This is a genomic window from Falsihalocynthiibacter sp. BN13B15, assembly GCF_041205415.1.
GTDB lineage: Bacteria > Pseudomonadota > Alphaproteobacteria > Rhodobacterales > Rhodobacteraceae > Falsihalocynthiibacter > Falsihalocynthiibacter arcticus.
Genome location: NZ_JBGFCE010000003.1, coordinates 57,767 through 78,102 on the forward strand (window position 1 = coordinate 57,767; position 20,336 = coordinate 78,102).

Consider the following 20,336-nt stretch of genomic DNA (forward strand, 5'->3'; position numbering starts at 1 on the left):
TCTTTCCCCCGCACGATCAAAAAATGACATTTCAAAATCGTATGACCCGCGCGCCGATTCCTTTTGACCCTGATCGCGGAATTGACGCGCGCGCGGCCTTGCCAGATGTGACGGGGCCCCTTGGGGATTTGATCGCAGGGGCGGCGGGGTGTTCGCCTTATTTGTTTAGCTTAATGTGCCGCGAAGCCGAGTGGATTTCGCCCGCGCTCAATGGTGCGCCAGAGGAGGCTTTGGCACTGGCTTTGGACGACTTGAAAGCCCTTGCGCCCGATGAAATGGCCGCTGGATTGCGCCGCGGGAAACGCCGTATTGCGCTGTTGGCGGGGCTTGCGGATTTGGCCGGCGTTTGGGATTTGGCGCAGGTCACACAGGCCCTCACGGATTTGGCCGATACCGCCGTCGACCGCGCGATCCGCACGACAGTTACCCAAGAAGCGCGGCGCGGAAAACTCCCCGGATTTGCGCGCGATTCCGAGGAAGTTACGGGCGGCATGGTTGCGCTCGCGATGGGGAAAATGGGCGCGGGCGAGTTGAATTACTCCTCCGATATCGACCTCATTTGCCTGTTCGACGAAAGCCAATACGAAGATGACTCCTATTTTGATGCTCGCACCAGCCTTATTCGCGCGACTCGCCGGATGGCAACGCTGCTTTCGGAGGTCACGGGCGACGGATATGTGTTTCGCACTGATCTGCGGTTGCGGCCTGATCCGAGTTCGACGCCCGTGTGTATGGCGATGGACCCCGCCGAGCGTTATTACGAGAGCATGGGGCGTACGTGGGAGCGCGCGGCCCATATCAAAGCGCGCCCTGCAGCGGGGGATATTGATGCGGGCGAGGCCTATCTGGAACGACTGGTCCCTTTCGTTTGGCGAAAGCATCTGGATTTTGCCGCGATCCAAGACGCTCATGATATTCGCCTAAAAATTCGCGCGCATAACGGGTTTACGGGCGCGATTACCCTACCGGAACATAATATGAAATTGGGTCGCGGGGGTATTCGCGAAATCGAGTTTTTCACCCAAACCCGCCAGTTGATCGCAGGGGGGCGTGACCGTGAATTGCGCGGGCGGGGCACTGTTGCGATGCTCGGGGAGTTGGCAAAAAAGGATTGGATTCCGTCAGAGACGGCCAAGATTTTGGCCACACATTATAGGGCCCATCGCGAAGTTGAACACCGTTTGCAAATGATTTCCGACGCCCAAACCCACACCCTCCCAAAGACCGAGAAAGGGTTTCAACGGTTGGCAAATTTCATGGGGCAGGGCGATGTCTCTGTTTTGAAACGCGAAATTCGTGAGCGGTTGGAAGAGGTCCATGACCTGACCGAGAGCTTCTTTGCGCCCACGCAAGCCCGCGCGGCCCCCGAAGTGAGCGCCGAGATGAAGAATGTGATGGCAGGGTGGCCGAGTTATCCCGCGTTACGGTCCTCGCGTGCGGTGCATATATTTGAACGCTTGAAGCCCGAGATACTGTCGCGCGTGATGGCTTCGGCGTATCCTGAGCAAACCTTGGGGCAATTCGATGGGTTTTTAGCGGGATTACCTGCTGGGGTGCAGTTGTTCTCGCTCTTTGAGGCCAATCCACAACTCATTGACCTTATTCTGGATATCTCCAGCATTGCCCCGAATTTGGCCAAATATCTGGCCAGCAATGCACAAGTTTTTGATGCGGTTATCGGCGGAAGTTTCTTTGATGCTTGGCCGGGTTTAGAGGCGCTTCAAGGCGACCTTTCCGTCTTGCTCGCGGGCTATTCCGACTATGAAAGCCAGTTGGACGCGGTGCGCCGCTGGATGAAGGAATGGCATTTCAGGATCGGTGTGCACCACCTGCGTGGATTGATTTCGGCAAACGAAGCAGGTCAGCAATATGCGGATTTGGCGCAGGCAGTTTTGGCCGAGGTTTGGCCCGTCGTCGGGGTGGAATTCGCGCGCAAACATGGCACGGTTCCGGGACGTGGGGGCGTGGTTTTGGGGATGGGCAGCCTTGGCGCGCGCAGGCTTCATGCCGCCTCTGACCTTGATCTCATCGTGATTTATGACGCGCAAGATGTTGAGGAGAGTGACGGGCGGCGGCCTTTGGCGGTGCGGACCTATTTCGCCCGTTTAACGCAGGCTTTTGTTACGGCGCTTTCGGCTCCAATGGCGGAGGGGCGTTTGTATGAAGTGGATATGCGGTTACGGCCCTCTGGGCGCGCTGGCCCCGTTGCCACTAACTGGGCCGCGTTCAAGTCCTATCAACTTGAGGAAGCTTGGGTTTGGGAGCATTTGGCCCTGACGCGGGCGCGACCTGTGGCTGGCAACGAGGCACTGGCGGCAGAGTTTGAAGCTTTTCGGGCGGAGGTTCTTGGGCAAAACGGTGCTGCGGATCGGGTGATTCCGCAGGTTGCCGAAATGCGCGCGCGTATTTCTGTCGCAAAAACTCCACAGGGGGACAACGACGCAAAAATCGGCGAAGGCCGTTTGCAAGATGTAGAACTTTGTGCGCAAGCGGTGGCCTTGATGGCAGGATTTACCGGCTTTTCCGTCGCCGAGCAAATTCAGGCAGGAAATCTATTACCTGCGCAAAAACAAACTCTTATGGAGGCGGGACAATTAATGTGGCAGTTGCAAGCGGCGGCGCGTCTTTTGAATGAGGGGCCATTGAATGTTGAGGACATCGGAGTTGGCGGGGTGCATTTTCTTTTGCGGGAAACAGGGTGTGAAAGCCTCGATGACATGAGAAATCGCCTTGCGGAAGCCGCGAATTCCGCCCAAATGGTTATTGAAGACCTGTTTGGCCAACCAAAGGAGCCCCTTGATGACTGATGCGAGATTTGATCCCAAGGGATTGATTAAAGATTGTTTTTCGATGGATGGCATCACGGACGCGGAATGTCGTTCGGTGTTTGTCGATTGGGCGTTGAGTGTACCAGCTGATGTGGATACGCGTGAGGCGCTTGAGGCGCTAAATGTGCAATATCAACAGGGTCCAGAGGGGCATCCCATGCTCACGGTTCTCAAGGAGAGTTTGTTGGAACCCGCTGTCACAGGACGCCGTGGCGGCTGGTCGGGGCGGCGTACTGGTCGCACGTAACGTGTCAACGATTGAAGCGTTTGCCGTCGCGACTCCTGCGCGAGGAGCGTTTTTTATCATGCCACATCCAGCTGAGAGTGCGGCATTTTCTGTGTTGGCAAAAAGAGGCGTTCAGTCGATTGTTTCCCTTTTGGAAGCAATCGAGGCGGACAAGCTAGGATTGGCCCGTGAGGCGGAGCAATGTACCGCAGAAGGAATTGAGTTTCGCAATATGCCGATTGCCGATTTTGCCTTGCCGGATGGTAAGCAATTCGCTGATATCTTGCGCCTGATTTGCACCGATTTAGAGGCGGGCAAATCGGTGGCAGTTCATTGCCGCGCAGGAATTGGTCGCTCGGGGATGGTGGCATGTGGGGTGCTGATGCGATTTGGTGCGACGGCGCAGGAAGCACTTGTTCAGGTCTCAAAGGCACGGGGTGTGGATGTGCCAGATACTGCAGAGCAACGCGCCTTTATTGAGGATTTTCGGCCCTAGTAAAAATCCCGCCACATATACGTAGCGGGATTTTTGAATTTAGGGTCTTAGCGGGAAAGCGCTGCGGCTTCGCGGGCGAGGGCTTCGATGCCCTCCCAATCGCCAGCTTCGACGAGTTTCTTCGGCGCGACCCAGCTTCCGCCGACACAAAGCGTGTTGGAAAGGCCGAGATAATCGGGCGCATTCGCAAGGGACACGCCGCCCGTTGGGCAGAATTTCACTTGCGGGATCGGACCGCCGATGGAGGCCAGCGCTTTGGCGCCGCCATTGGCTTCTGCGGGGAAAAACTTCTGGGTGGTATAGCCACGTTCCAAAAGGCGCATGGCCTCGGTCGAGGTCGCGATTCCGGGCAGGAGCGGCAAGCCCAACTCTTCACAGGCATCCAAAAGAAGATCGGTCGCGCCAGGCGACACACCAAATGTCGCGCCAGCTTCGATGGCGTTTTTGACGTCTTGAGGGGTGAGCAGGGTGCCCGCACCGACAACACCGCCGGCAACTTTTGCCATTTCGCGGATGACCTCAAGAGCGCAAGGCGTACGCAAGGTTACTTCGAGAGCAGGAAGCCCGCCCGCGATCAGGGCTTGGGCGAGGGGGCGCGCGTGGGCCACGTTATCGACAACGAGAACGGGGACAACAGGCGCCAAAAGGCAGATTTCGGTCGCGCGTTTGCTAGCGTCTTGTGGGGTCACTTTGGGGGTCTCCTAAAAGGAATTTTGGGCCGCTGGGCGGCTTATATTATGTCTCGAACTAAACGACAACAGCCGCGCCTTCAGTGGAGGAGCCAACGTTATCGCGGAACACCGAAAACAACTCGCGGCCAATGCCGTGGCCGTTGTCCGACAGATCGGGCTGTGCGGCGGGACGCGCGTCAAACCCTACCTCAAGGACGTTGAGCTTGCCGTTGATCGCGTCAACCTCGACGATATCGCCATCGCGCAATTTGGCCAGTGGTCCACCAACGGCCGCTTCGGGCGAGACGTGAATGGCGGCCGGAACCTTGCCCGATGCGCCAGACATGCGGCCATCGGTAACAAGGGCCACGTTGAGGCCGCGATCCTGCAGCACCATGAGGCAGGGCGTGAGGCCGTGCAATTCGGGCATACCGTTGGCCTTGGGCCCTTGAAAGCGCACGACGATCACCGTGTCGGTGGTGAATTCCCCCGCTTTGAAGGCGTCTTTTACGGCATCTTGGCTGGCGAAAACACGAGCCGGTGCAGTGAGGGTTTGACGCGCGGACTCCACCGCCGAGACTTTCATCATGCCAGTCCCAAGGGAGCCTGAGAGCCGTTTTAAGCCACCCGCCGTGTTGAATGGGTTGGTTGCGGGGCGCAAAATCTTTTCGTTTTCGCTCTTGCTGGGGCCAGTTTTCCACTCAACAATTCCGTCAATAAGCACGGGATCAAGCGCGTAGGGCGCAAGGCCTTGGCCCATGACGGTTTTTACATCGGGGTGGAGAAGACCCGCAGCCAGAAGCTCGCCAATAACAAAGGCAAGGCCCCCCGCCGCGTGGAAATGATTTACGTCGGCGAGGCCGTTTGGATAAACTTTGGTCATCAAGGGAACGATGGCCGAGATATCCTCAAAGTCTTGCAACTCGATGATAATCCCCGCCGTGCGCGCCATAGCAGGGAGGTGCAGCACAAGATTGGTCGAGCCGCCCGTGGCCATCAGGCCAACGATGCCATTCACAAAGGCACGCTCGTCTAGGATGTCGCAAACGGGGGTGTAGTCGTCCCCCAAGGCGGTGATTTCAAGGGCGCGTTTGGCTGCGGCATTGGTAAGGACGCCGCGCATATCACCTTCGGGTGGCACAAAGGACGCTCCGGGCAGGTGAAGGCCCATGAATTCCATCAACATCTGGTTCGAATTCGCGGTACCGTAAAACGTACAGGTGCCTGCGCCGTGATAGGAGGCCATTTCCGCAGCCATAAGCGCGTCGCGGCCCACTTCTCCGGTGGCAAATTTCTTGCGCACGGCGGATTTTTCGTCGTTGGGGAGGCCACTGCTCATGGGGCCAGCGGGGATAAAGACCGTTGGAAGGTAGCCAAAGGTCGCTGCTGCCATCACCATTCCAGGAACGATTTTGTCACAGACGCCAAGGAAAACCGCCGCGTCAAACGTATTGTGGCTGAGGGCAATGCCTGAGGCCAAGGCAATCACGTCACGTGAAAAGAGCGACAATTCCATGCCGACTTGGCCTTGGGTGACGCCGTCGCACATGGCCGGAACGCCACCAGCAACTTGCGCTGTAGCACCGACAGACCGCGCGGCTTCCTTGATCTGGTTAGGGTAGGTCTCAAACGGTTGGTGCGCCGAGAGCATGTCGTTATAGGCCGTCACAATCCCAAGGTTGGGCGCGCGATCGGCGGCAAGTGTATCCTTGTCATCGCCCATAGCCGCATAGGCGTGTGCTTGGTTACCACAGGAGAGGTGCGCGCGACGCGGCCCTTCACTGGCGGCAAGGCGCATGCGGGACAGATAAATGTCACGGCTGGGTTTGGAGCGTTGAATAATACGGTCGGTGACGGCTTGGAGTTGAGCGTTGACGGTCATGTCATATCCTTTGGGCCAAGGAGGAAAGGGAAGTGATAGGGGCAGGTAGCACATCCTGTTAGCGCTAACAATAGAGAGTTCAACTTGTTCACCAGATTTTGACAATACCCGCGCATTCCTAAGGTATTCGAAAAACGCAAGTCGGGCATGTCGAAACATCTGTAGTCACGCAAAGCCAGTTGGCCTAAATGGAAGGTAAGAAATTATCGACTTATCCGTAGGAGGCCTACCATGGCTCTAGTGATCAATAACAATACTAAAATCGACATGTTTGAAATTGAAAAACGCGCACGCGCCCTTCGCGCACAAGCAACACGCGATATGGTTAAAGCCATTGGCGCCTTCGTGAGCCGTCTTGTGCATAGCGGTGCAGCAAAGCCCGTCGCAACAAGCGCGTAAGACCTACTAAATCTACAAGATCCGTCGAGGGTTGCGTGAAAACGCGACCCTTTTTGGTTTTCTAAGGCTACGAATTTCACGATAAAGCCCCATCATGAGCGCGAAATTGCCCTGTATCCTGCGCATTGTCGCCCCAATTCACCTCCAAAGTTAATGTGAGCAGAAAACAGGGCAGAAGCCCAGAGGTGAAAGATGAAATCTATCAAAGCTATATGCGTTTTTGCCGTGGCCCTAACACTCTCAGCATGTGCTGGCACCGAACAAGTGAGCCGAGGCACAACTCCCGCGTTTCCAGTTGTTATGGCTCCAGCGGTTCTTACCGTTGATGCTGTCAACGTTATTGTACCAGAATCGCTGAAGGTCTCCGAGGCGCATCTTTTTTACCCATTTGCCGACATTGTATGGCGCGGTGATGTGCTTGGCGACCGCCACGATCAAGTTGCCTCTATCTTTACAACCGGAATGGGGCGCGGTGCGAAAGCCTTTAGCGGCAAGCGCCATGTCGTCGTTGACATACAAGTCCTTCGGTTCCATTCCTTGACCGAGCGGGCGCGCTATTCCGTCGGCGGTGTTCATTCGATCAAATTCGTTATGAATGTACGGGATTCTCAAACGGGCGCGCTTCTGATGGACTCAAAAGTGATCAAGGCCGACTTAAATGGCTATGGTGGCGCGCGGGCCGTTGCAGCGGAACAACGTGGTTTGACGCAAAAGGTGCGTATTACCTCCCATATTGCAGGTGTCTTGCAACGTGAGTTGACCCAATTGAGCACGCGACTTGAAGGAAATCCGGGTCAAATGTTTACCGTGAGCCCCTCCACGAACGTTTTGGACGACGCCGCATAGCACAAAGGGCGTAAGACCCTTTCCATAGCTGAAAATTACGCATAAGAGGGGGCATGACGCATCCCTCTTATCCCATTATCCGCCTTAAACCCAACGCCGAAGCTCGCGCAATCCGCCACGGCTTCCCTTGGGTTTACGCCAATGAACTCGTGACAGACCGCCGCACAAAAGCGCTGGCGTCCGGTGCTTTGGCCATTCTCGAAGACACAAATCGCGCCCCGATGGGCGTTGTGACACTCAACACAAAATCCAAAATCATCGCCCGTATTCTGGACCGTGATCCAGAGGCCACGATTGACGCGGCATGGTTTGAGGCCAAGCTTCGCCGTGCGCTTGACCATCGTGAACGGCTGTATGACACGCCGTTTTATCGGCTTGTGCACGCCGAAGCAGATGGCCTTCCAGGGATCGTGATCGACCGCTTTGGCGATGTCGCCGTGATTCAGCCAAATGCCGCATGGGCAGAGGAGCTCTTTGACACATTGAGTGCCGCCTTGATTAAGGTCACCGGTGTAACAACCGTTGTGAAAAACGGCACAGGCCGCGCCCGCAGTCTTGAGGGGCTGACCGAGGAACTTGTTGTAATGACAGGTGAAATCGACGCGCCAATCCCTGTGCCGATGAATGGTGCCACCTATATGGCGGACATTCTGGGCGGCCAGAAAACCGGATTGTTCTTTGACCAACGACCCAACCACGCCTTCACCCAGCAGCTCAGCAAAGGCGCAAAAGTCCTTGATATGTTCTCGCATGTTGGCGGGTTTTCCCTCGCGGCCTTGGCTGGCGGCGCGACATCGGCACTGGCCGTTGATAGCTCCGCAGGCGCGCTCGAACTCGCCCGCCAAGGGGCTGTTGCCAGTGGCTTTGAGGATAAATTCACCACCCGCAAAGGCGACGCGTTCGACGTCTTGGCCGCTTTGGCCGAAGAGGGCGAAACCTTTGACGTCGTCGTCTGTGATCCACCTGCCTTTGCCCCTTCCAAAAAGTCGCTCGAAGCAGGTTTGCGCGCTTACGAACGGATTGCCCGTCTTGCGGCAACCTTGGTAAAACCGGGAGGCTATCTGGTTGTGTGTTCGTGTTCTCACGCTGCAGACCTCCAGAAGTTCCGCAATTCAAGTGCACGTGGAATCGGCCGCGCTGGTCGACGTATGCAACTGGTCAGCACGAATTTCGCCGGCCCCGATCACCCGCTTTTGCCGCATTTAGCAGAAAGTGGATACCTCAAGGCGCTGACTTTCCGTCTTGATGTCTAAGATCCTTCTCGACGCTTGTGTCCTCTATCCTACCGTTATGCGTGCAGCCCTCATTGGGGCTGCGCGTGCGGGGCTTTATACGCCGCTTTGGTCGGAACGTATCTTGGAAGAATGGGCGCGGGCCGCGGCGCGGCTTGGCCCTGTTGGCGAAATGATCGCTCGTGGGGAAGTGACTGTTTTAAAAGCGGAATTCCCGCGTTCCTGCATCGCCGAGGCCAAGGGGCTTGAACGCCGACTTTACCTACCCGATGCCAACGACATTCACGTTTTTGCCGCTGCAATCGCAGGGCATGCGGATGCTATTGTCACGATGAATCGCAAAGATTTTCCGGGGAATATTCTGGCCGAAGAAGGGCTGGACCGCTTTGATCCCGATAATTTTCTGCGGGCGTTTTGTACGACACATCCCAAGATAATGAACGATATCGCAGCTGAGATAACAACAGAAGCACGCCGTCTGTCTGGTACGGATATCGAAACCCGCAAACTCTTTAAAAAGGCCCGTTTACCAAGATTTGGCAAGGCCGTAGAGCAAGTCTAAATGCTGTGCGATGGCAGAATTAGAAAGAGGCGGGGTGTAATCCACGCCGCCTCTTTTTCCGTTAAAGGGGTATTAACCAAGTCGCTTACCAATCGGCAATCTCGATCAATTCCGCAGTTGTATAGGACGCAGGGTCAAGGCCAAGGACGGCTGCAAGTTGACGTTTGCCAGGGCTCACAGCATTCGGTGCGATCTCACTGATTTCACCTGCAGCGCGCGCTTTGATGAACGCGATTTTTTCCAGATCATTCTCGTTTTCGGCTACAGAAAGCTCAATGAGAGTCGAAGCAGAGTATCCATTGGTGGATACGCCTTCGATAGCAGCCAATTCAGCGACGCCACCGCTTACATTTCCAGTGTAGTCTGCGCGCGACACGCGGTTTTCACCCAAGAGGTAAAAATTCAGTTTTTCATCGTCTTGAGTTTTGCGTGCTTGGTCGATTTGGATCAATTCCGCTGTTGTATAAACGCCAGCTTCAACTCCTGCAATTTTAGCGAGTTGATCGTTACCTGCATTGGCAGCACCAGCGAAAGGAAGGGCTACTGCAAGAGCGAGAGCGGAAAGAGTTATTTTGTTAAACATGATAGTCTCCATTTGGATGCGACAAGATCCTGATTCAGCAATCGTTGCCGCGTTTCTATGATAGACAGATATGCGGTGCTCGCAGCTTTAAAAAGGGGAGCTTCGTTCACAGTAAAATGATCTTAGTCTTTGGAAACTAAGTCATTTTTTCGTGAGGGGGTTGAAATAGAACGCCCTCGCACCGAATGAGTAAAATATCATAAAAGGGTGCTTTTTTCAAGGTAGCGCTGTGCAAGACCGCACCAAACATGCGCGGAAAGTTGCACAGGCGCGAATGCAGGTCTCATCTGCATTTCTGCACAGTTTGGGCGGGTTGACGTACTCAAAACGTCACAGGGGGGCTGTAGGTATAATTTTTGCCGCATTTCCAAGTGTATAGTTGAATATGCGATTTAGGGTCGGAGGTTTGTGTGAACCTCGAGCAATAAGTCGATGCGGTAAAATATTACAGAAATGAGGCCAAATTTCGGACAAAATAGTCGGACATTTTCCGCCTATGTCAGGATTTTCATCGCTTTTGTAAGCCCATCAAGACTCATTGGGACCATTTTGTCATCAAAAATATCGCGAACCATGTCGATGGATTGGGTGTAGGGCCAGTATTTCTGGTCCAGTGGGTTGATCCAGACGTGATTTGGCCATTGCTCACAGGCGCGTTCGAGCCACGTTTGCCCAGATTCGTCATTCCAATGTTCGTTCGCGCCACCTTTATAGGCGATTTCATAGGGGGACATCGATGCGTCGCCCACGAAAATACAGCGGTAATCCGTTCCATAGCGGCGCAGAATATCCCACGTGGGGATTTGCGCGTTCCAGCGACGGGAATTGTCGCGCCACACCCCTTGATAGAGGCAGTTGTGGAAATAATAGTGTTCGAGATGTTTGAATTCGCTCCGTGCGGCGGAAAAAAGTTCCTCAACCAGTTTGATATGGGCGTCCATACTGCCGCCGACGTCCAGAAACAGCACAACCTTGATCGCGTTGTGCCGCTCGGGGCGGGTGATTACATCAAGATAGCCGTTATGGGCAGTGGCACGAATGGTTCCATCGAGATCAAGCTCTTCATTCGCTCCATCGCGCGCCCAGTTGCGCAACCGTTTCAACGCGACTTTGATATTGCGCGTCCCTAGGGCAACGCTGTCGTCAAAATCGCGAAACTCTCGCTTGTCCCAAACCTTGACCGCGCGTTGATGGCGGCTTTCGGATTGCCCAATGCGCACGCCTTCGGGATTGTAGCCATGCGCGCCAAAGGGGGAGGTGCCGCCGGTACCGATCCATTTGTTGCCGCCTTGGTGGCGCTCTTGCTGCTCCTTGAGACGCTCTTTGAGGGTCTCCATCAGTTTATCAAACCCGCCCAAACCTTCGATTTCGGCTTTTTCCTCTGCGGTGAGGTGCTTTTCTGAAATTTTCTCGAGCCAATCAGCGGGAATATCAACTGCCTCAAGGACTTGGGCATCCGTAATCTCAGCGATGCCGTCGAAACTTAGCGCGAAGGCTTTGTCAAAACGATCAATGTGGCGTTCGTCTTTGACCATCGCGCTGCGCGCGAAATAATAGAAGGTTTCGATGTCATAGGTCGCGATTCCCGCCTGAAGGCCGCGCAAAAACACCAGAAACTCGCGCAGAGTCACGGGGACATTCTGGCTGCGCATTTCGGTGAAAAAGCGCAGGAACATGTCAACCCACGGCGCGTGCGAAAATCAACGTGATAATGACTGAAAGGAGGCCGAAAATCAGGGCGAAAACGGTTGCGTAATGGACATAATCCAAGGTTGCACCCTCGCGACGACGGGCAAAAAGCGCCCCGACAAGGGCACCGGCGATCAAGGCAAAAATTGTGTTCATATATTTCTCACTCTGGCATTGAACCGCGCTAGGACCGTGTTGAAACCAATCCTGAAATCTCGGCTTGGCGACGGCGGATCGCGTTTATATCGGCAAACCCATATCGTGCCCAGCCAAGGCTGTCGAGGGCGACGGCCTGTGCCTCTGCGTCGCGCCCCAAAAGGAGGAGGGCCTCTGATTTAATCATCAGGAGGGTTGAAAGCAAAATAGCGTTCTCTGAGGCGCGGGCGTCGGCCAGATGGCTGTCCGCGATTTGCAGCGCGGCTTTGCCGTTGCCATCGATCAAGGCAAACCCCGCTAATTGCATCCCGATATGCGCTAACTGTGCTTGGGTGTTGCCCGTCTGAATGTAATATTGGCGTGCTGTGAGAAATTGTTTGAGGGCATAATCCGTATTTGTCGACAAAAGCATACGGGAATACACATAGTGGGAAAAGGCGCGTCGTGTATCCGTCCAGCCATATTTTTGTGCTATTTCAACGGCTTGTGCGGCGGACTGTGTGCGTTTTTGTTTTGGATTCCCCGGTGAAAGCGCGGTCTCAATGGCGCGTTTCCACTCTACGGGCGTTTGAAGGGCAGGTGCCGGGCGCACAGCGCCTCCCGATGGATTAAGGCGTTGGAGAACCGTGGGAAGAGCGGCTTGAACCGCGCTACTGGTCATTCCGGAGCGCAATTCTGGCGCGTAATAGGTGCGCAGAATGAGCATGTCAAAGCCCGTAAGGATTGTATGGAAATTGTCATCGTTAAACACGCTGTCCGGCAGACGGTAGAGATCATTTAGTGGCCCAAGCGCTTGGGCCAGTTCTTCGTGCAGACAGTCCCGAAACTCTTGTGTACTCACATCATTTGGGATGAAAATCGCGGTGTGTTGACGCGATCTGAGGGTCGTCCAATCGGTGACGGCGCCACGCCGATTGCGCTTGTAATCGGACCAATTCGTAATGCGTGGCACCACAAAACAGGCCGCGTTTGGCAAGTATTTTTGCAGCGTCCTACGGGAAATGGTTTCTATATTGATCGACGCAGTTTTGTTCTGGGGAACCATCGTGATCTGAATGCCAGCCTCGCGCTGGATACGCGCCAAAAGGCGGGCCAATTCGTTGTCGGCACCCGGCGGGCGCTTGCCGCTCATGCGGACGGTGATCGGCCCCTCAAAGCGCGACAGGGTTTCGATCCGGCGGCCACTTTCCAGACGAAACGAAAGATCAAGGAAGTCTTGTGCGATCTGGCTATTGGAGCGATTGGCCCGTGGAATAGCGGTGCCGGAAAAGGTTTTCATCGCGGGAAATGTATTGCCGTCAAACTGGGTTCGAGAATCTCTGCGGGCGGTAGGTTCATGGACCGTTGGCGCTGCACAGGCTGAAAGAAGTAGGAGGAAGGCAATTTTTTTAAACATTTATGGTCCCTGATATTTGAGGAAAGGGGTCAGACTTGCAATCCTATCATAAAGCTGACGGGCTTGGGCATTATCTTGAGCGGTATTCCAATAAACGGACGGATTTCCCGCCTTAGCGGCTTTTTCATAGACGGCTTCAATGAGGGCGCGCCCAATGCCTTTGCCGCGCACATGCGGATCGGCCCAGAGGTCTTGCAGATAGCAAACGTCTTCAATTTTCCATCCGTGGCGGTGGAAAATATAGTGGGTTAGGCCAACAGGCTTACCGTCAATCTCTGCGATCAACCCGTTGAAATCGCGCGGGTCATCCCCCAAGAGGCGCTCAAAATATACGTCATAAATGTGGTCGGGAAGGGTGGTTTTGTAAAAGGACAGATATCCGCGCCAAAGGCGACTCCACTCGGATTTGTCCTCAAGTGTTAGGGGCCTAATATGGACGGTCATCGTTGCCCTCGTGCGATAAAGGCGAGGCGTTCAAAGAGAGCAACATCTTGCTCATTCTTCAACAATGCCCCGTGAAGTTTCGGAAGGGACGACCGCGCATCGCGTTTCAGGTCTTCTGCGGTGAGGTCTTCGGCAAGCAATAGTTTTAACCAATCTAATACCTCGGATGTGGAGGGCTTTTTCTTGAGCCCTTGGGTGTCACGGATTTCATTAAATTGGGTCAAAGCTGTGGTCAAAAGCTGTTCTTTTATGTTCGGATAATGCGTTTTGACGATCGCTTTTAGCGTGTCGAGATCGGGAAAACGAATGTAGTGGAAAAAGCAACGACGCAAGAAGGCGTCTGGGAGTTCTTTTTCATTATTGGATGTGATGATCACAATCGGGCGCAGTTTCGCGCTGATTGTTTCCCCTGTTTCATAGACGTTAAAAGCCATTTTATCGAGCTCTTGGAGCAAGTCGTTCGGGAATTCGATGTCGGCCTTGTCAATTTCATCAATCAGCAAAATCACCCGCTCAGGCGAGTCAAAAGCCTGCCAAAGCTTGCCCTTTTTGATGTAATTGCGCACATCGTGCACGCGTTCGTCGCCCAACTGGCTATCGCGCAGGCGACTGACCGCATCATATTCATAGAGCCCTTGTTGCGCCTTGGTCGTCGATTTGATGTGCCATTCCAGCAGCGGCATGTTGAGCGCTTTGCTGATTTGAACCGCGAGTTCGGTTTTGCCCGTTCCAGGTTCGCCTTTTACCAAAAGGGGACGTTCCAAAGTAATTGCCGCATTTACGGCAACCGTCAAATCTTGCGTCGCTACATAAGCGTCCGTACCAGTGAATTTCATAAGGTTTATCGTGGCCTATCTGTAAAGTGTCCGTTGAGCTTACCGTCATGGTGAAAATGCTTCAATGGGGGGCTAAATCGGGGTGACAATCGGTTTAGGATGCAATAAACCACGCGCAGTATGAGGGCGCCTGATAACCGACTCACTCAAAGTTAAGGTATCAGGACTGTACGAGGAGCAGGCATGAAAGCCACTGAAATCTTTTCCGAAGACTATAGTCCCACTGAGGACGAAGACTTCATGAATGACCGCCAAACAGAGTATTTCCGCCGCAAATTGCTGGATTGGAAACACGAGCTTGTCGCGGGAAGCAAAGACACCCTTGAAGGTCTCGCAGACGGAACGCGCAACATTCCTGATGTTGCCGACCGTGCGTCGGAAGAAACCGACCGCGCGCTTGAGTTGCGCACACGGGATCGTCAACGCAAGCTGGTGTCCAAAATTGATGCCGCTCTTCGTCGGATTGACGAAGAAGAGTATGGATATTGTGCGGTCACTGGCGAGCCAATTTCGTTGAAACGTCTTGAAGCGCGCCCCATTGCGACATTGTCCCTTGAGGCACAAGAATCTCACGAGCGCCGTGAAAAAGTTCACCGCGACGATTAAGCGCTCTTATAATAACCAATAATTAAAGCCGCCGCCGTATTCATACAGCGGCGGTTTTGCGTTAAGGCAGTTCTATGTTGCTCATTGGTCAAAAAATTAGCGTCCTTGGCGCGGGAATCGGCGGTTTAACCGTCGCCACAGCGTTGGCGCATCGTGGGGCGCAGGTTACGATCTATGAGCAAGCGCCCGAGATCAAAGAGGTCGGGGCAGGCCTTCAAATTTCACCCAACGGGTTTGCAGTTTTGCGGGCCTTGGGGATGGGGGACGCGCTTAGAAACGTCGCGCGACGGGGACGCCGCGTAGAGCTTTTGGATTTTCGGCGCGGCGGTCCTGTGTTCTCGCTTGATTTGGACGTAAACGGCGACGGGTTTCCCTATTATTTTGTCCATCGCGCCGATCTTATTGGCCTCCTTGAAGAGGCCGCCCGCGCTGCTGGTGTTGAAATTAAATTAGGACAACGCATTGAAGCCGTTGATGTCTCTGCAGAGGCCCCGCGTCTGAAGCTGGAAGATGGCACAGAAATTGCCTGTGATATTTTGCTGGGCGCGGATGGCTTGCATTCTAAGGTGCGCGCGGCGCTCAACGGTGAAGCGCCGCCAAGGTTTACGGGCCAAGTCGCGTGGCGTGCAATTGTGCCCTCTGCCGAAAACTCCCGAAACGAGACGACCGTTAAGGTCTATATGGGCCCCGGATGTCACCTCGTTTGCTATCCGTTACGCGATGGGTCAATGACCAATATCGTAGCGGTTCAAGAGCGAGATCTTTGGGCTGACGAAGGCTGGAATCATGCCGACAATCCGGATAATTTGCGGACCGCATTCGCTGCGTTTCGCCCCGAAGTTCAGGCCCTCCTTGCTAAAATTAAGACCACTCAACTTTGGGGGCTTTTCAGGCATCCGGTTGCGCCAATCTGGCACAAAAACAACGCGGCAATTCTAGGAGATGCAGCGCACCCGACTTTGCCTTTTCTGGCGCAAGGCGCGGTTATGGCGTTGGAGGATGCGTGGGTTTTGGCAGATGCGATGATTGCGGCGGAAACTGCGGATCAGGCGTTTGCGCTTTATCAAAATACTCGTTTTTCCAGGGTATCGCGAATTATTGAGGCCGCAAGTCAAAATGCGCGTAACTATCATTTGCGCCCGGGACCGTTTCGCACATTGGCACATGGGGCACTTAAACTCGGATCGCACATCGCACCCCAGATGGCCGCGAAAAAGTTCGACTGGATTTACACCCACGACGTCACAAAAAACACCTAAGCGGCGAGTTCAACCCAGACAGGCACGTGGTCCGAGGGTTTTTCTTTGCCGCGCACTTCGCTGTCGATTTGGCAATCGAGCAGCAAGTCGGCGCATTGCGGCGACAGCAGGAAATGATCGATGCGAATGCCGTTGTTTTTGTTCCACGCGCCAGCCTGATAATCCCAGAAACTATAGTGATCAGGGCCTTGCACGCGGGCGCGGAAAGCTTCGGTGAAGCCAAGATTTAGGATTCGACGCCAAATCGCAAGACTTTCGGGGCGGTAGGCCGCGTCGCCTTCCCATTGGGCGGGGTTGGCAGCGTCTTCGGCTTGGGGAATAATATTGTAGTCGCCGGTCATCAGAACGGGGATTTCTTCGGCCAAAAGGGCCTGCGCGTGGGTATAGAGACGCTCCATCCACCCAAGTTTATAGGCTAATTTACCGCCTGCGACGGGCTTCCCACCGGAGTCCAGTTCCACCGGATTGCCGTTTGGTAAATACAACCCGCAAACGCGGATCGGCGTGTCGCCCATGACAGTCGCTTCGATCCAGCGGGCTTGCTCGTCAGCTTCATCTCCGGGTAATCCGCGCGTGACATCTTCGAGAGGGTATTTGCTCAGAATCGCGACGCCGTTAAAGGATTTCTGGCCGTGGACTTCAACGATATATCCCATGTCCTCAAAAAGTTCGGAAGGGAATCCCTCGTCTACAGTCTTGATTTCTTGCAATAAAACAACGTCTGGTTTGGCCTCTTGAAGCCACTCGGGCAAGGCGTTGATACGGGCTTTGATACCATTGATATTGAATGTCGCAATTTTCATTTTCGCCCCGTCGCCAGTTTTTAGAGAGGTTTTACATGGAAAAGCTGGTGCCGCAACCACAGCTTGCGGTGGCATTCGGGTTTTCGATGGTAAAGCGTGCGCCAATCAATTCTTCCGAGAAGTCGATCACAGCATTCGCAAGAAACGGCAGGGAGACGCTGTCGACAACAACTTTCTCGCCGCCGCTTTCAAGGACCAAGTCCTCATCCAAAGCTTCGTCAAGTTTGATTTCATACTGAAAGCCACTGCATCCGCCGCCTTCGACGGCCACACGCAAAACTTTTCCTTCACCCGCAGCACCGATTTCGGCGAGGCGTTCAAAGGCACGGGGGGTCACTCGGGGTGGCAAAATCATTAGCGCGTTTCCATTCTGTTACCAAACACATATAAGGTGTCTAACGCACAGCGACAACAGGCAGAACATTATGCTCGCAAAATTTGCTTCCGATCCAGCTAGAAGTAGGGGACGCCTGTTTCCTGAAGAGGAAAGCGCCCATCGCTCGCCGTTTCAACGGGATCGGGATCGCATCATCCACGCCAGCGCCTTTCGGCGGCTCAAGCACAAAACCCAAGTGTTTATTGAGCATGAAGGCGATTATTTCCGCACGCGGCTCACCCATTCAATTGAGGTGGCACAGGTTGCGCGCACTTTGGCGGGAAGTTTTGGGCTTAATCAAGAACTTACTGAGGCCGTGGCCTTGGCGCATGATCTGGGGCACACGCCGTTCGGGCATACGGGCGAAGATGCGTTATCGGCGCTGATGGCGCCCTATGGTGGCTTTGACCATAACGCACAGGCCTTGCGGATTGTGACCGATTTGGAGCGTCACTATGCCGAATTCGATGGCCTCAACCTCACGTGGGAAACTCTTGAGGGTATTGCCAAACACAACGGTCCGGTCACGGGCAATTTGCCCTATGCGCTGGTTGAATATAATGCCCGCCACGATTTGGAATTGGATACCTATGCCAGCGCCGAGGCGCAATGTGCCGCCCTTGCGGATGATATCGCCTATAACTCGCATGACCTGCATGACGGGTTGCGGGCGGAACTGTTTTCAACTGATGATCTGTCTGAGCTCCCGCTTCTAAGCGATTGTTTTGCAAGGGTAGATGCTAAATATCCAGACCTGAATTATTACCGTCGTCGCCACGAAGCCCTGCGCCGGTTCTTTGGGGTTTTGGTCGAAGATGTGCTGGTTGAAAGCAAGGCTCGCCTCGCAGACCTCAACCCGCAATCCGTCGAAGATATTCGTGCCGCAGGGCGTTCGATGATCCAATTCTCGACTCCCGTTTGGAAAGACCTAAAAGAAATCCGCGCGTTCTTGTTTGCGCGGATGTACCGCGCGCCGATGGTTGTGAAGATGCGTGGAAAAGTGACGCAAATGGTGGATGAATTGTTTCCGCTCTTTATGACACAGCCAGATTTGCTGCCCAAACAATGGCGCAAAGATGTGGCCGATAGCGAAAGCGAAACCGAATTGGCGCGGATTGTGGCGGATTATATTTCGGGAATGACGGACCGATTTGCGATCCAAGAACACAAGCGTCTGATTGGCGGCGTGAAGCCCAATAATATCGTGACGGGACAGATCGAGTTTAAAGATTAACGCGCATCGGAATGGTTGAATGTTCCGTAGATCATGCTAAACCGCGAGCATAGCTATAGGAACCAAAGAATGAACCTTTTTGCCGAAATTCGTGGCCTCGTGATCGAGAGCCTTAATGCCATGACATCCGAGGGGATTTTGCCCGAAGGACTCGATTTTGCGAACGTCGCAGTTGAGCCTCCGCGCGATGCAGCTCACGGCGATATGGCAACGAATGCAGCAATGGTTTTGGCCAAACCCGCCAAAATGAAACCACGCGATGTGGCCGATGCTTTGGCGCTCAAGCTGACTGCGGATCCGCGCATTGACCTTGCCGAAGTTGCTGGCCCCGGTTTTTTGAATTTGCGTTTGGCTCCTAATCTTTGGCATGGGATTGTCAAAACGGCTCTTGCGGACCCAAATTTTGGCCGTTCTACTCTGGGCGCGGGCATTAAGGTAAACGTTGAGTTTGTCTCCGCCAACCCCACAGGCCCCTTGCATGTAGGCCACACACGCGGCGCGGTTTTTGGTGATGCGCTGTCAAGCTTGCTGGATTACGCGGGCTATGACGTGACCCGCGAGTACTATATAAACGACGGTGGCGCACAGGTTGATGTGCTCGCGCGGTCGGTTTACCTGCGCTATCTTGAGGCACTTGGCCAAGAAGTGGCATTTGAAGATGGCACTTATCCGGGCGATTATTTGATCCCCGTTGGCAACACGCTTGCCGAAGTTTATGGCGATAAACTCACCAAAATGGAAGAGGCCGAGTGGCTTCCCATGTTGCGCGATTTTTCCATCGACGCGATGATGCATTTGATCCGCGAAGACCTTGCAAGTTTGGGTGTTGAGATGGATGTTTTCTCAAGCGAGAAAGCGCTCTATGGCACGGGCCAAATCGAGGGCGCGATTGAGGCGCTTCGCATGCAAGGCTTGATCTATACGGGCACACTTGAGGCTCCCAAAGGCAAGCTCCCCGAAGACTGGGAACCCCGCGAGCAAACCTTGTTTAAGTCAACAGAGCATGGCGATGACGTGGATCGCCCCGTTATGAAATCAGATGGCGCATGGACGTATTTTGCCCCAGATATCGCCTATCACTATACCAAAATCGAGCGCGGATTTGACCAGTTGATCGACGTCTTCGGCGCGGATCACGGCGGCTATGTGAAACGGATGAAAGCTGCGGTCTCCGCACTTTCGGGCGGCGAAGTCTCTCTTGACGTGAAATTGACCCAGCTTGTCCGTCTGTTTAAGGATGGCGAGCCGTTCAAAATGTCCAAACGGGCAGGGACCTTCATTATGTTGCGCGATCTTGTCGAGCAGGTTGGCCCCGATGTGACCCGTTTTGTGATGCTCACCCGCAAGAATGACGCGCCTCTGGACTTTGATTTTGCCAAGGTTCAGGAGCAAAGCAAAGATAATCCCGTGTTCTATGTTCAATACGCACATGCGCGGGTGAACTCGGTTTTGCGCAAGGCGACAGAGGCGGGAATTTCCTGCGAAGACAAAGACTTGATCGCTGCCGATCTAAGTGGACTGATCCATCCGTCAGAGATTTCCTTGGCCAAGAAAATCGCGGAATGGCCGCGAATGGTCGAAATCGCAGCGCGTACAAATGAACCGCATCGCATCGCGTTTTACCTCTTTGATATTGCCTCCGAGGTGCATGCCTTGTGGAACCTTGGCAACGATGATGTGACGCTTCGGTTTATCCAAGAAGGTGAAGTGGCAACGTCGCAAGCTAAAATTGCGCTCATTCGGGCAGCAGGCGTTGTTATTTCTTCAGGTCTTGGTATTCTCGGAGTTACTCCGGTTCAGGAAATGCGCTGA

Annotated in this window: 21 protein-coding genes; 11 read left to right on the forward strand and 10 right to left on the reverse strand. The window is 54.2% G+C overall.

What is annotated here, in order from left to right:
- The first annotated feature begins 23 nt into the window (after window positions 1-23).
- Genes AB9F26_RS05550 through AB9F26_RS05560 form a run of 3 tightly spaced genes read left to right on the forward strand, consistent with a single transcriptional unit; the run spans window position 24 to window position 3,550 of the window.
- A complete protein-coding gene (locus AB9F26_RS05550) occupies window positions 24-2,807 on the forward strand; it encodes a glutamine-synthetase adenylyltransferase (RefSeq protein WP_369767504.1) in 2,784 nt (927 codons plus the stop codon).
- A complete protein-coding gene (locus AB9F26_RS05555) occupies window positions 2,800-3,075 on the forward strand; it encodes a hypothetical protein (RefSeq protein ID WP_039002185.1) in 276 nt (91 codons plus the stop codon). Before AB9F26_RS05550 ends, AB9F26_RS05555 begins: the two co-directional genes overlap by 8 nt.
- Before the next feature lie 58 nt (window positions 3,076-3,133).
- The gene (locus AB9F26_RS05560) at window positions 3,134-3,550 is read left to right on the forward strand and encodes a dual specificity protein phosphatase family protein (protein WP_335584853.1); all 417 of its coding nucleotides are present in this window, start codon (window positions 3,134-3,136) and stop codon (window positions 3,548-3,550) included.
- Between the two features lie 47 nt (window positions 3,551-3,597).
- Here AB9F26_RS05560 and eda read toward each other — a convergent pair whose 3' ends face one another.
- On the reverse strand, window positions 3,598-4,239 hold the full coding sequence (eda, locus tag AB9F26_RS05565) for a bifunctional 4-hydroxy-2-oxoglutarate aldolase/2-dehydro-3-deoxy-phosphogluconate aldolase (protein ID WP_335584854.1): 642 nt from the start codon (window positions 4,237-4,239) through the stop codon (window positions 3,598-3,600).
- A 58-nt stretch (window positions 4,240-4,297) separates the two neighbouring features.
- The gene (gene edd / locus AB9F26_RS05570; protein WP_369767505.1) at window positions 4,298-6,103 is read right to left on the reverse strand and encodes a phosphogluconate dehydratase; all 1,806 of its coding nucleotides are present in this window, start codon (window positions 6,101-6,103) and stop codon (window positions 4,298-4,300) included.
- Window positions 6,104-6,334: 231 nt separating this feature from the next.
- On the opposite strand from edd, the gene AB9F26_RS05575 reads away from it, so the two are divergent.
- From AB9F26_RS05575 to AB9F26_RS05590, 4 genes are all read left to right on the forward strand, one after another.
- Complete coding sequence (locus AB9F26_RS05575; RefSeq protein ID WP_335584856.1) at window positions 6,335-6,502, forward strand: RSP_7527 family protein; 168 nt, start codon at window positions 6,335-6,337, stop codon at window positions 6,500-6,502.
- 192 nt (window positions 6,503-6,694) lie between these two features.
- Window positions 6,695-7,348, forward strand: coding sequence for a DUF6778 family protein (locus tag AB9F26_RS05580; RefSeq protein ID WP_335584857.1), 654 nt, complete (start codon window positions 6,695-6,697; stop codon window positions 7,346-7,348).
- Window positions 7,349-7,401: 53 nt separating this feature from the next.
- On the forward strand, window positions 7,402-8,601 hold the full coding sequence (locus AB9F26_RS05585) for an RSP_2647 family RNA methyltransferase (protein ID WP_335584858.1): 1,200 nt from the start codon (window positions 7,402-7,404) through the stop codon (window positions 8,599-8,601).
- Window positions 8,594-9,142, forward strand: coding sequence for an RSP_2648 family PIN domain-containing protein (locus AB9F26_RS05590; RefSeq protein WP_335584859.1), 549 nt, complete (start codon window positions 8,594-8,596; stop codon window positions 9,140-9,142). Before AB9F26_RS05585 ends, AB9F26_RS05590 begins: the two co-directional genes overlap by 8 nt.
- A gap of 85 nt (window positions 9,143-9,227) precedes the next feature.
- Here the strand turns inward: AB9F26_RS05590 and AB9F26_RS05595 are convergent, their stop codons facing one another.
- The 6 genes from AB9F26_RS05595 to AB9F26_RS05620 form a co-directional block, all read right to left on the reverse strand.
- Entirely contained in the window at window positions 9,228-9,725 is a 498-nt protein-coding gene (locus AB9F26_RS05595) for a hypothetical protein (protein ID WP_335584860.1), read from the reverse strand.
- A gap of 494 nt (window positions 9,726-10,219) precedes the next feature.
- On the reverse strand, window positions 10,220-11,401 hold the full coding sequence (locus AB9F26_RS05600) for a VWA domain-containing protein (RefSeq protein WP_369767506.1): 1,182 nt from the start codon (window positions 11,399-11,401) through the stop codon (window positions 10,220-10,222).
- Between the two features lies 1 nt (window position 11,402).
- Window positions 11,403-11,570, reverse strand: coding sequence for a hypothetical protein (locus AB9F26_RS05605; protein WP_169798746.1), 168 nt, complete (start codon window positions 11,568-11,570; stop codon window positions 11,403-11,405).
- 28 nt (window positions 11,571-11,598) lie between these two features.
- Window positions 11,599-12,966, reverse strand: a complete 1,368-nt coding sequence (locus tag AB9F26_RS05610) for a DUF2927 domain-containing protein (RefSeq protein ID WP_039002193.1) — start codon at window positions 12,964-12,966, stop codon at window positions 11,599-11,601.
- Window positions 12,967-13,410, reverse strand: a complete 444-nt coding sequence (locus AB9F26_RS05615) for a GNAT family N-acetyltransferase (protein ID WP_335584863.1) — start codon at window positions 13,408-13,410, stop codon at window positions 12,967-12,969.
- Window positions 13,407-14,246: a MoxR family ATPase gene (locus AB9F26_RS05620; protein WP_335584864.1), complete on the reverse strand. Its 840-nt coding sequence runs from the start codon at window positions 14,244-14,246 to the stop codon at window positions 13,407-13,409. Before AB9F26_RS05620 ends, AB9F26_RS05615 begins: the two co-directional genes overlap by 4 nt.
- Window positions 14,247-14,429: 183 nt before the next feature.
- Here AB9F26_RS05620 and dksA point away from each other — a divergent pair, with 183 nt between their 5' ends.
- Together dksA and AB9F26_RS05630 are read left to right on the forward strand one after the other, a co-directional pair.
- Window positions 14,430-14,852, forward strand: coding sequence for an RNA polymerase-binding protein DksA (gene dksA / locus AB9F26_RS05625; protein ID WP_039002196.1), 423 nt, complete (start codon window positions 14,430-14,432; stop codon window positions 14,850-14,852).
- A gap of 74 nt (window positions 14,853-14,926) precedes the next feature.
- Complete coding sequence (locus AB9F26_RS05630; RefSeq protein WP_335584865.1) at window positions 14,927-16,111, forward strand: FAD-dependent monooxygenase; 1,185 nt, start codon at window positions 14,927-14,929, stop codon at window positions 16,109-16,111.
- On the opposite strand, the gene xth is transcribed toward AB9F26_RS05630, so the two are convergent.
- Both xth and AB9F26_RS05640 read right to left on the reverse strand, forming a co-directional pair.
- On the reverse strand, window positions 16,108-16,914 hold the full coding sequence (gene xth / locus AB9F26_RS05635; protein ID WP_369767507.1) for an exodeoxyribonuclease III: 807 nt from the start codon (window positions 16,912-16,914) through the stop codon (window positions 16,108-16,110). The genes AB9F26_RS05630 and xth overlap by 4 nt on opposite strands.
- A 31-nt stretch (window positions 16,915-16,945) precedes the next feature.
- The gene (locus AB9F26_RS05640) at window positions 16,946-17,269 is read right to left on the reverse strand and encodes an iron-sulfur cluster assembly accessory protein (RefSeq protein WP_039002200.1); all 324 of its coding nucleotides are present in this window, start codon (window positions 17,267-17,269) and stop codon (window positions 16,946-16,948) included.
- Between the two features lie 70 nt (window positions 17,270-17,339).
- Between AB9F26_RS05640 and AB9F26_RS05645 the strand changes: the two genes are divergently transcribed.
- Window positions 17,340-18,524, forward strand: a complete 1,185-nt coding sequence (locus AB9F26_RS05645) for a deoxyguanosinetriphosphate triphosphohydrolase (protein ID WP_335584867.1) — start codon at window positions 17,340-17,342, stop codon at window positions 18,522-18,524.
- 69 nt (window positions 18,525-18,593) lie between these two features.
- Window positions 18,594-20,336, forward strand: a complete 1,743-nt coding sequence (gene argS / locus AB9F26_RS05650) for an arginine--tRNA ligase (protein ID WP_369767508.1) — start codon at window positions 18,594-18,596, stop codon at window positions 20,334-20,336.

Coding starts and splice junctions, on each gene's coding strand:
- AB9F26_RS05580 (WP_335584857.1), top strand. CDS start 6,695: ATGAAATCTATCAAAGCTATATGCGTTTTTGCCGTGGCCCTAACACTC.
- AB9F26_RS05585 (WP_335584858.1), top strand. CDS start 7,402: ATGACGCATCCCTCTTATCCCATTATCCGCCTTAAACCCAACGCCGAA.
- AB9F26_RS05590 (WP_335584859.1), top strand. CDS start 8,594: ATGTCTAAGATCCTTCTCGACGCTTGTGTCCTCTATCCTACCGTTATG.
- AB9F26_RS05555 (WP_039002185.1), top strand. CDS start 2,800: ATGACTGATGCGAGATTTGATCCCAAGGGATTGATTAAAGATTGTTTT.
- AB9F26_RS05600 (WP_369767506.1), bottom strand. CDS start 11,401: ATGTTCCTGCGCTTTTTCACCGAAATGCGCAGCCAGAATGTCCCCGTG.
- xth (WP_369767507.1), bottom strand. CDS start 16,914: ATGAAAATTGCGACATTCAATATCAATGGTATCAAAGCCCGTATCAAC.
- AB9F26_RS05575 (WP_335584856.1), top strand. CDS start 6,335: ATGGCTCTAGTGATCAATAACAATACTAAAATCGACATGTTTGAAATT.
- AB9F26_RS05610 (WP_039002193.1), bottom strand. CDS start 12,966: ATGTTTAAAAAAATTGCCTTCCTCCTACTTCTTTCAGCCTGTGCAGCG.
- AB9F26_RS05640 (WP_039002200.1), bottom strand. CDS start 17,269: ATGATTTTGCCACCCCGAGTGACCCCCCGTGCCTTTGAACGCCTCGCC.
- AB9F26_RS05560 (WP_335584853.1), top strand. CDS start 3,134: ATGCCACATCCAGCTGAGAGTGCGGCATTTTCTGTGTTGGCAAAAAGA.
- AB9F26_RS05550 (WP_369767504.1), top strand. CDS start 24: ATGACATTTCAAAATCGTATGACCCGCGCGCCGATTCCTTTTGACCCT.
- dksA (WP_039002196.1), top strand. CDS start 14,430: ATGAAAGCCACTGAAATCTTTTCCGAAGACTATAGTCCCACTGAGGAC.
- AB9F26_RS05645 (WP_335584867.1), top strand. CDS start 17,340: ATGCTCGCAAAATTTGCTTCCGATCCAGCTAGAAGTAGGGGACGCCTG.
- AB9F26_RS05620 (WP_335584864.1), bottom strand. CDS start 14,246: ATGAAATTCACTGGTACGGACGCTTATGTAGCGACGCAAGATTTGACG.
- AB9F26_RS05605 (WP_169798746.1), bottom strand. CDS start 11,570: ATGAACACAATTTTTGCCTTGATCGCCGGTGCCCTTGTCGGGGCGCTT.
- edd (WP_369767505.1), bottom strand. CDS start 6,103: ATGACCGTCAACGCTCAACTCCAAGCCGTCACCGACCGTATTATTCAA.
- argS (WP_369767508.1), top strand. CDS start 18,594: ATGAACCTTTTTGCCGAAATTCGTGGCCTCGTGATCGAGAGCCTTAAT.
- AB9F26_RS05615 (WP_335584863.1), bottom strand. CDS start 13,410: ATGACCGTCCATATTAGGCCCCTAACACTTGAGGACAAATCCGAGTGG.
- AB9F26_RS05630 (WP_335584865.1), top strand. CDS start 14,927: ATGTTGCTCATTGGTCAAAAAATTAGCGTCCTTGGCGCGGGAATCGGC.
- AB9F26_RS05595 (WP_335584860.1), bottom strand. CDS start 9,725: ATGTTTAACAAAATAACTCTTTCCGCTCTCGCTCTTGCAGTAGCCCTT.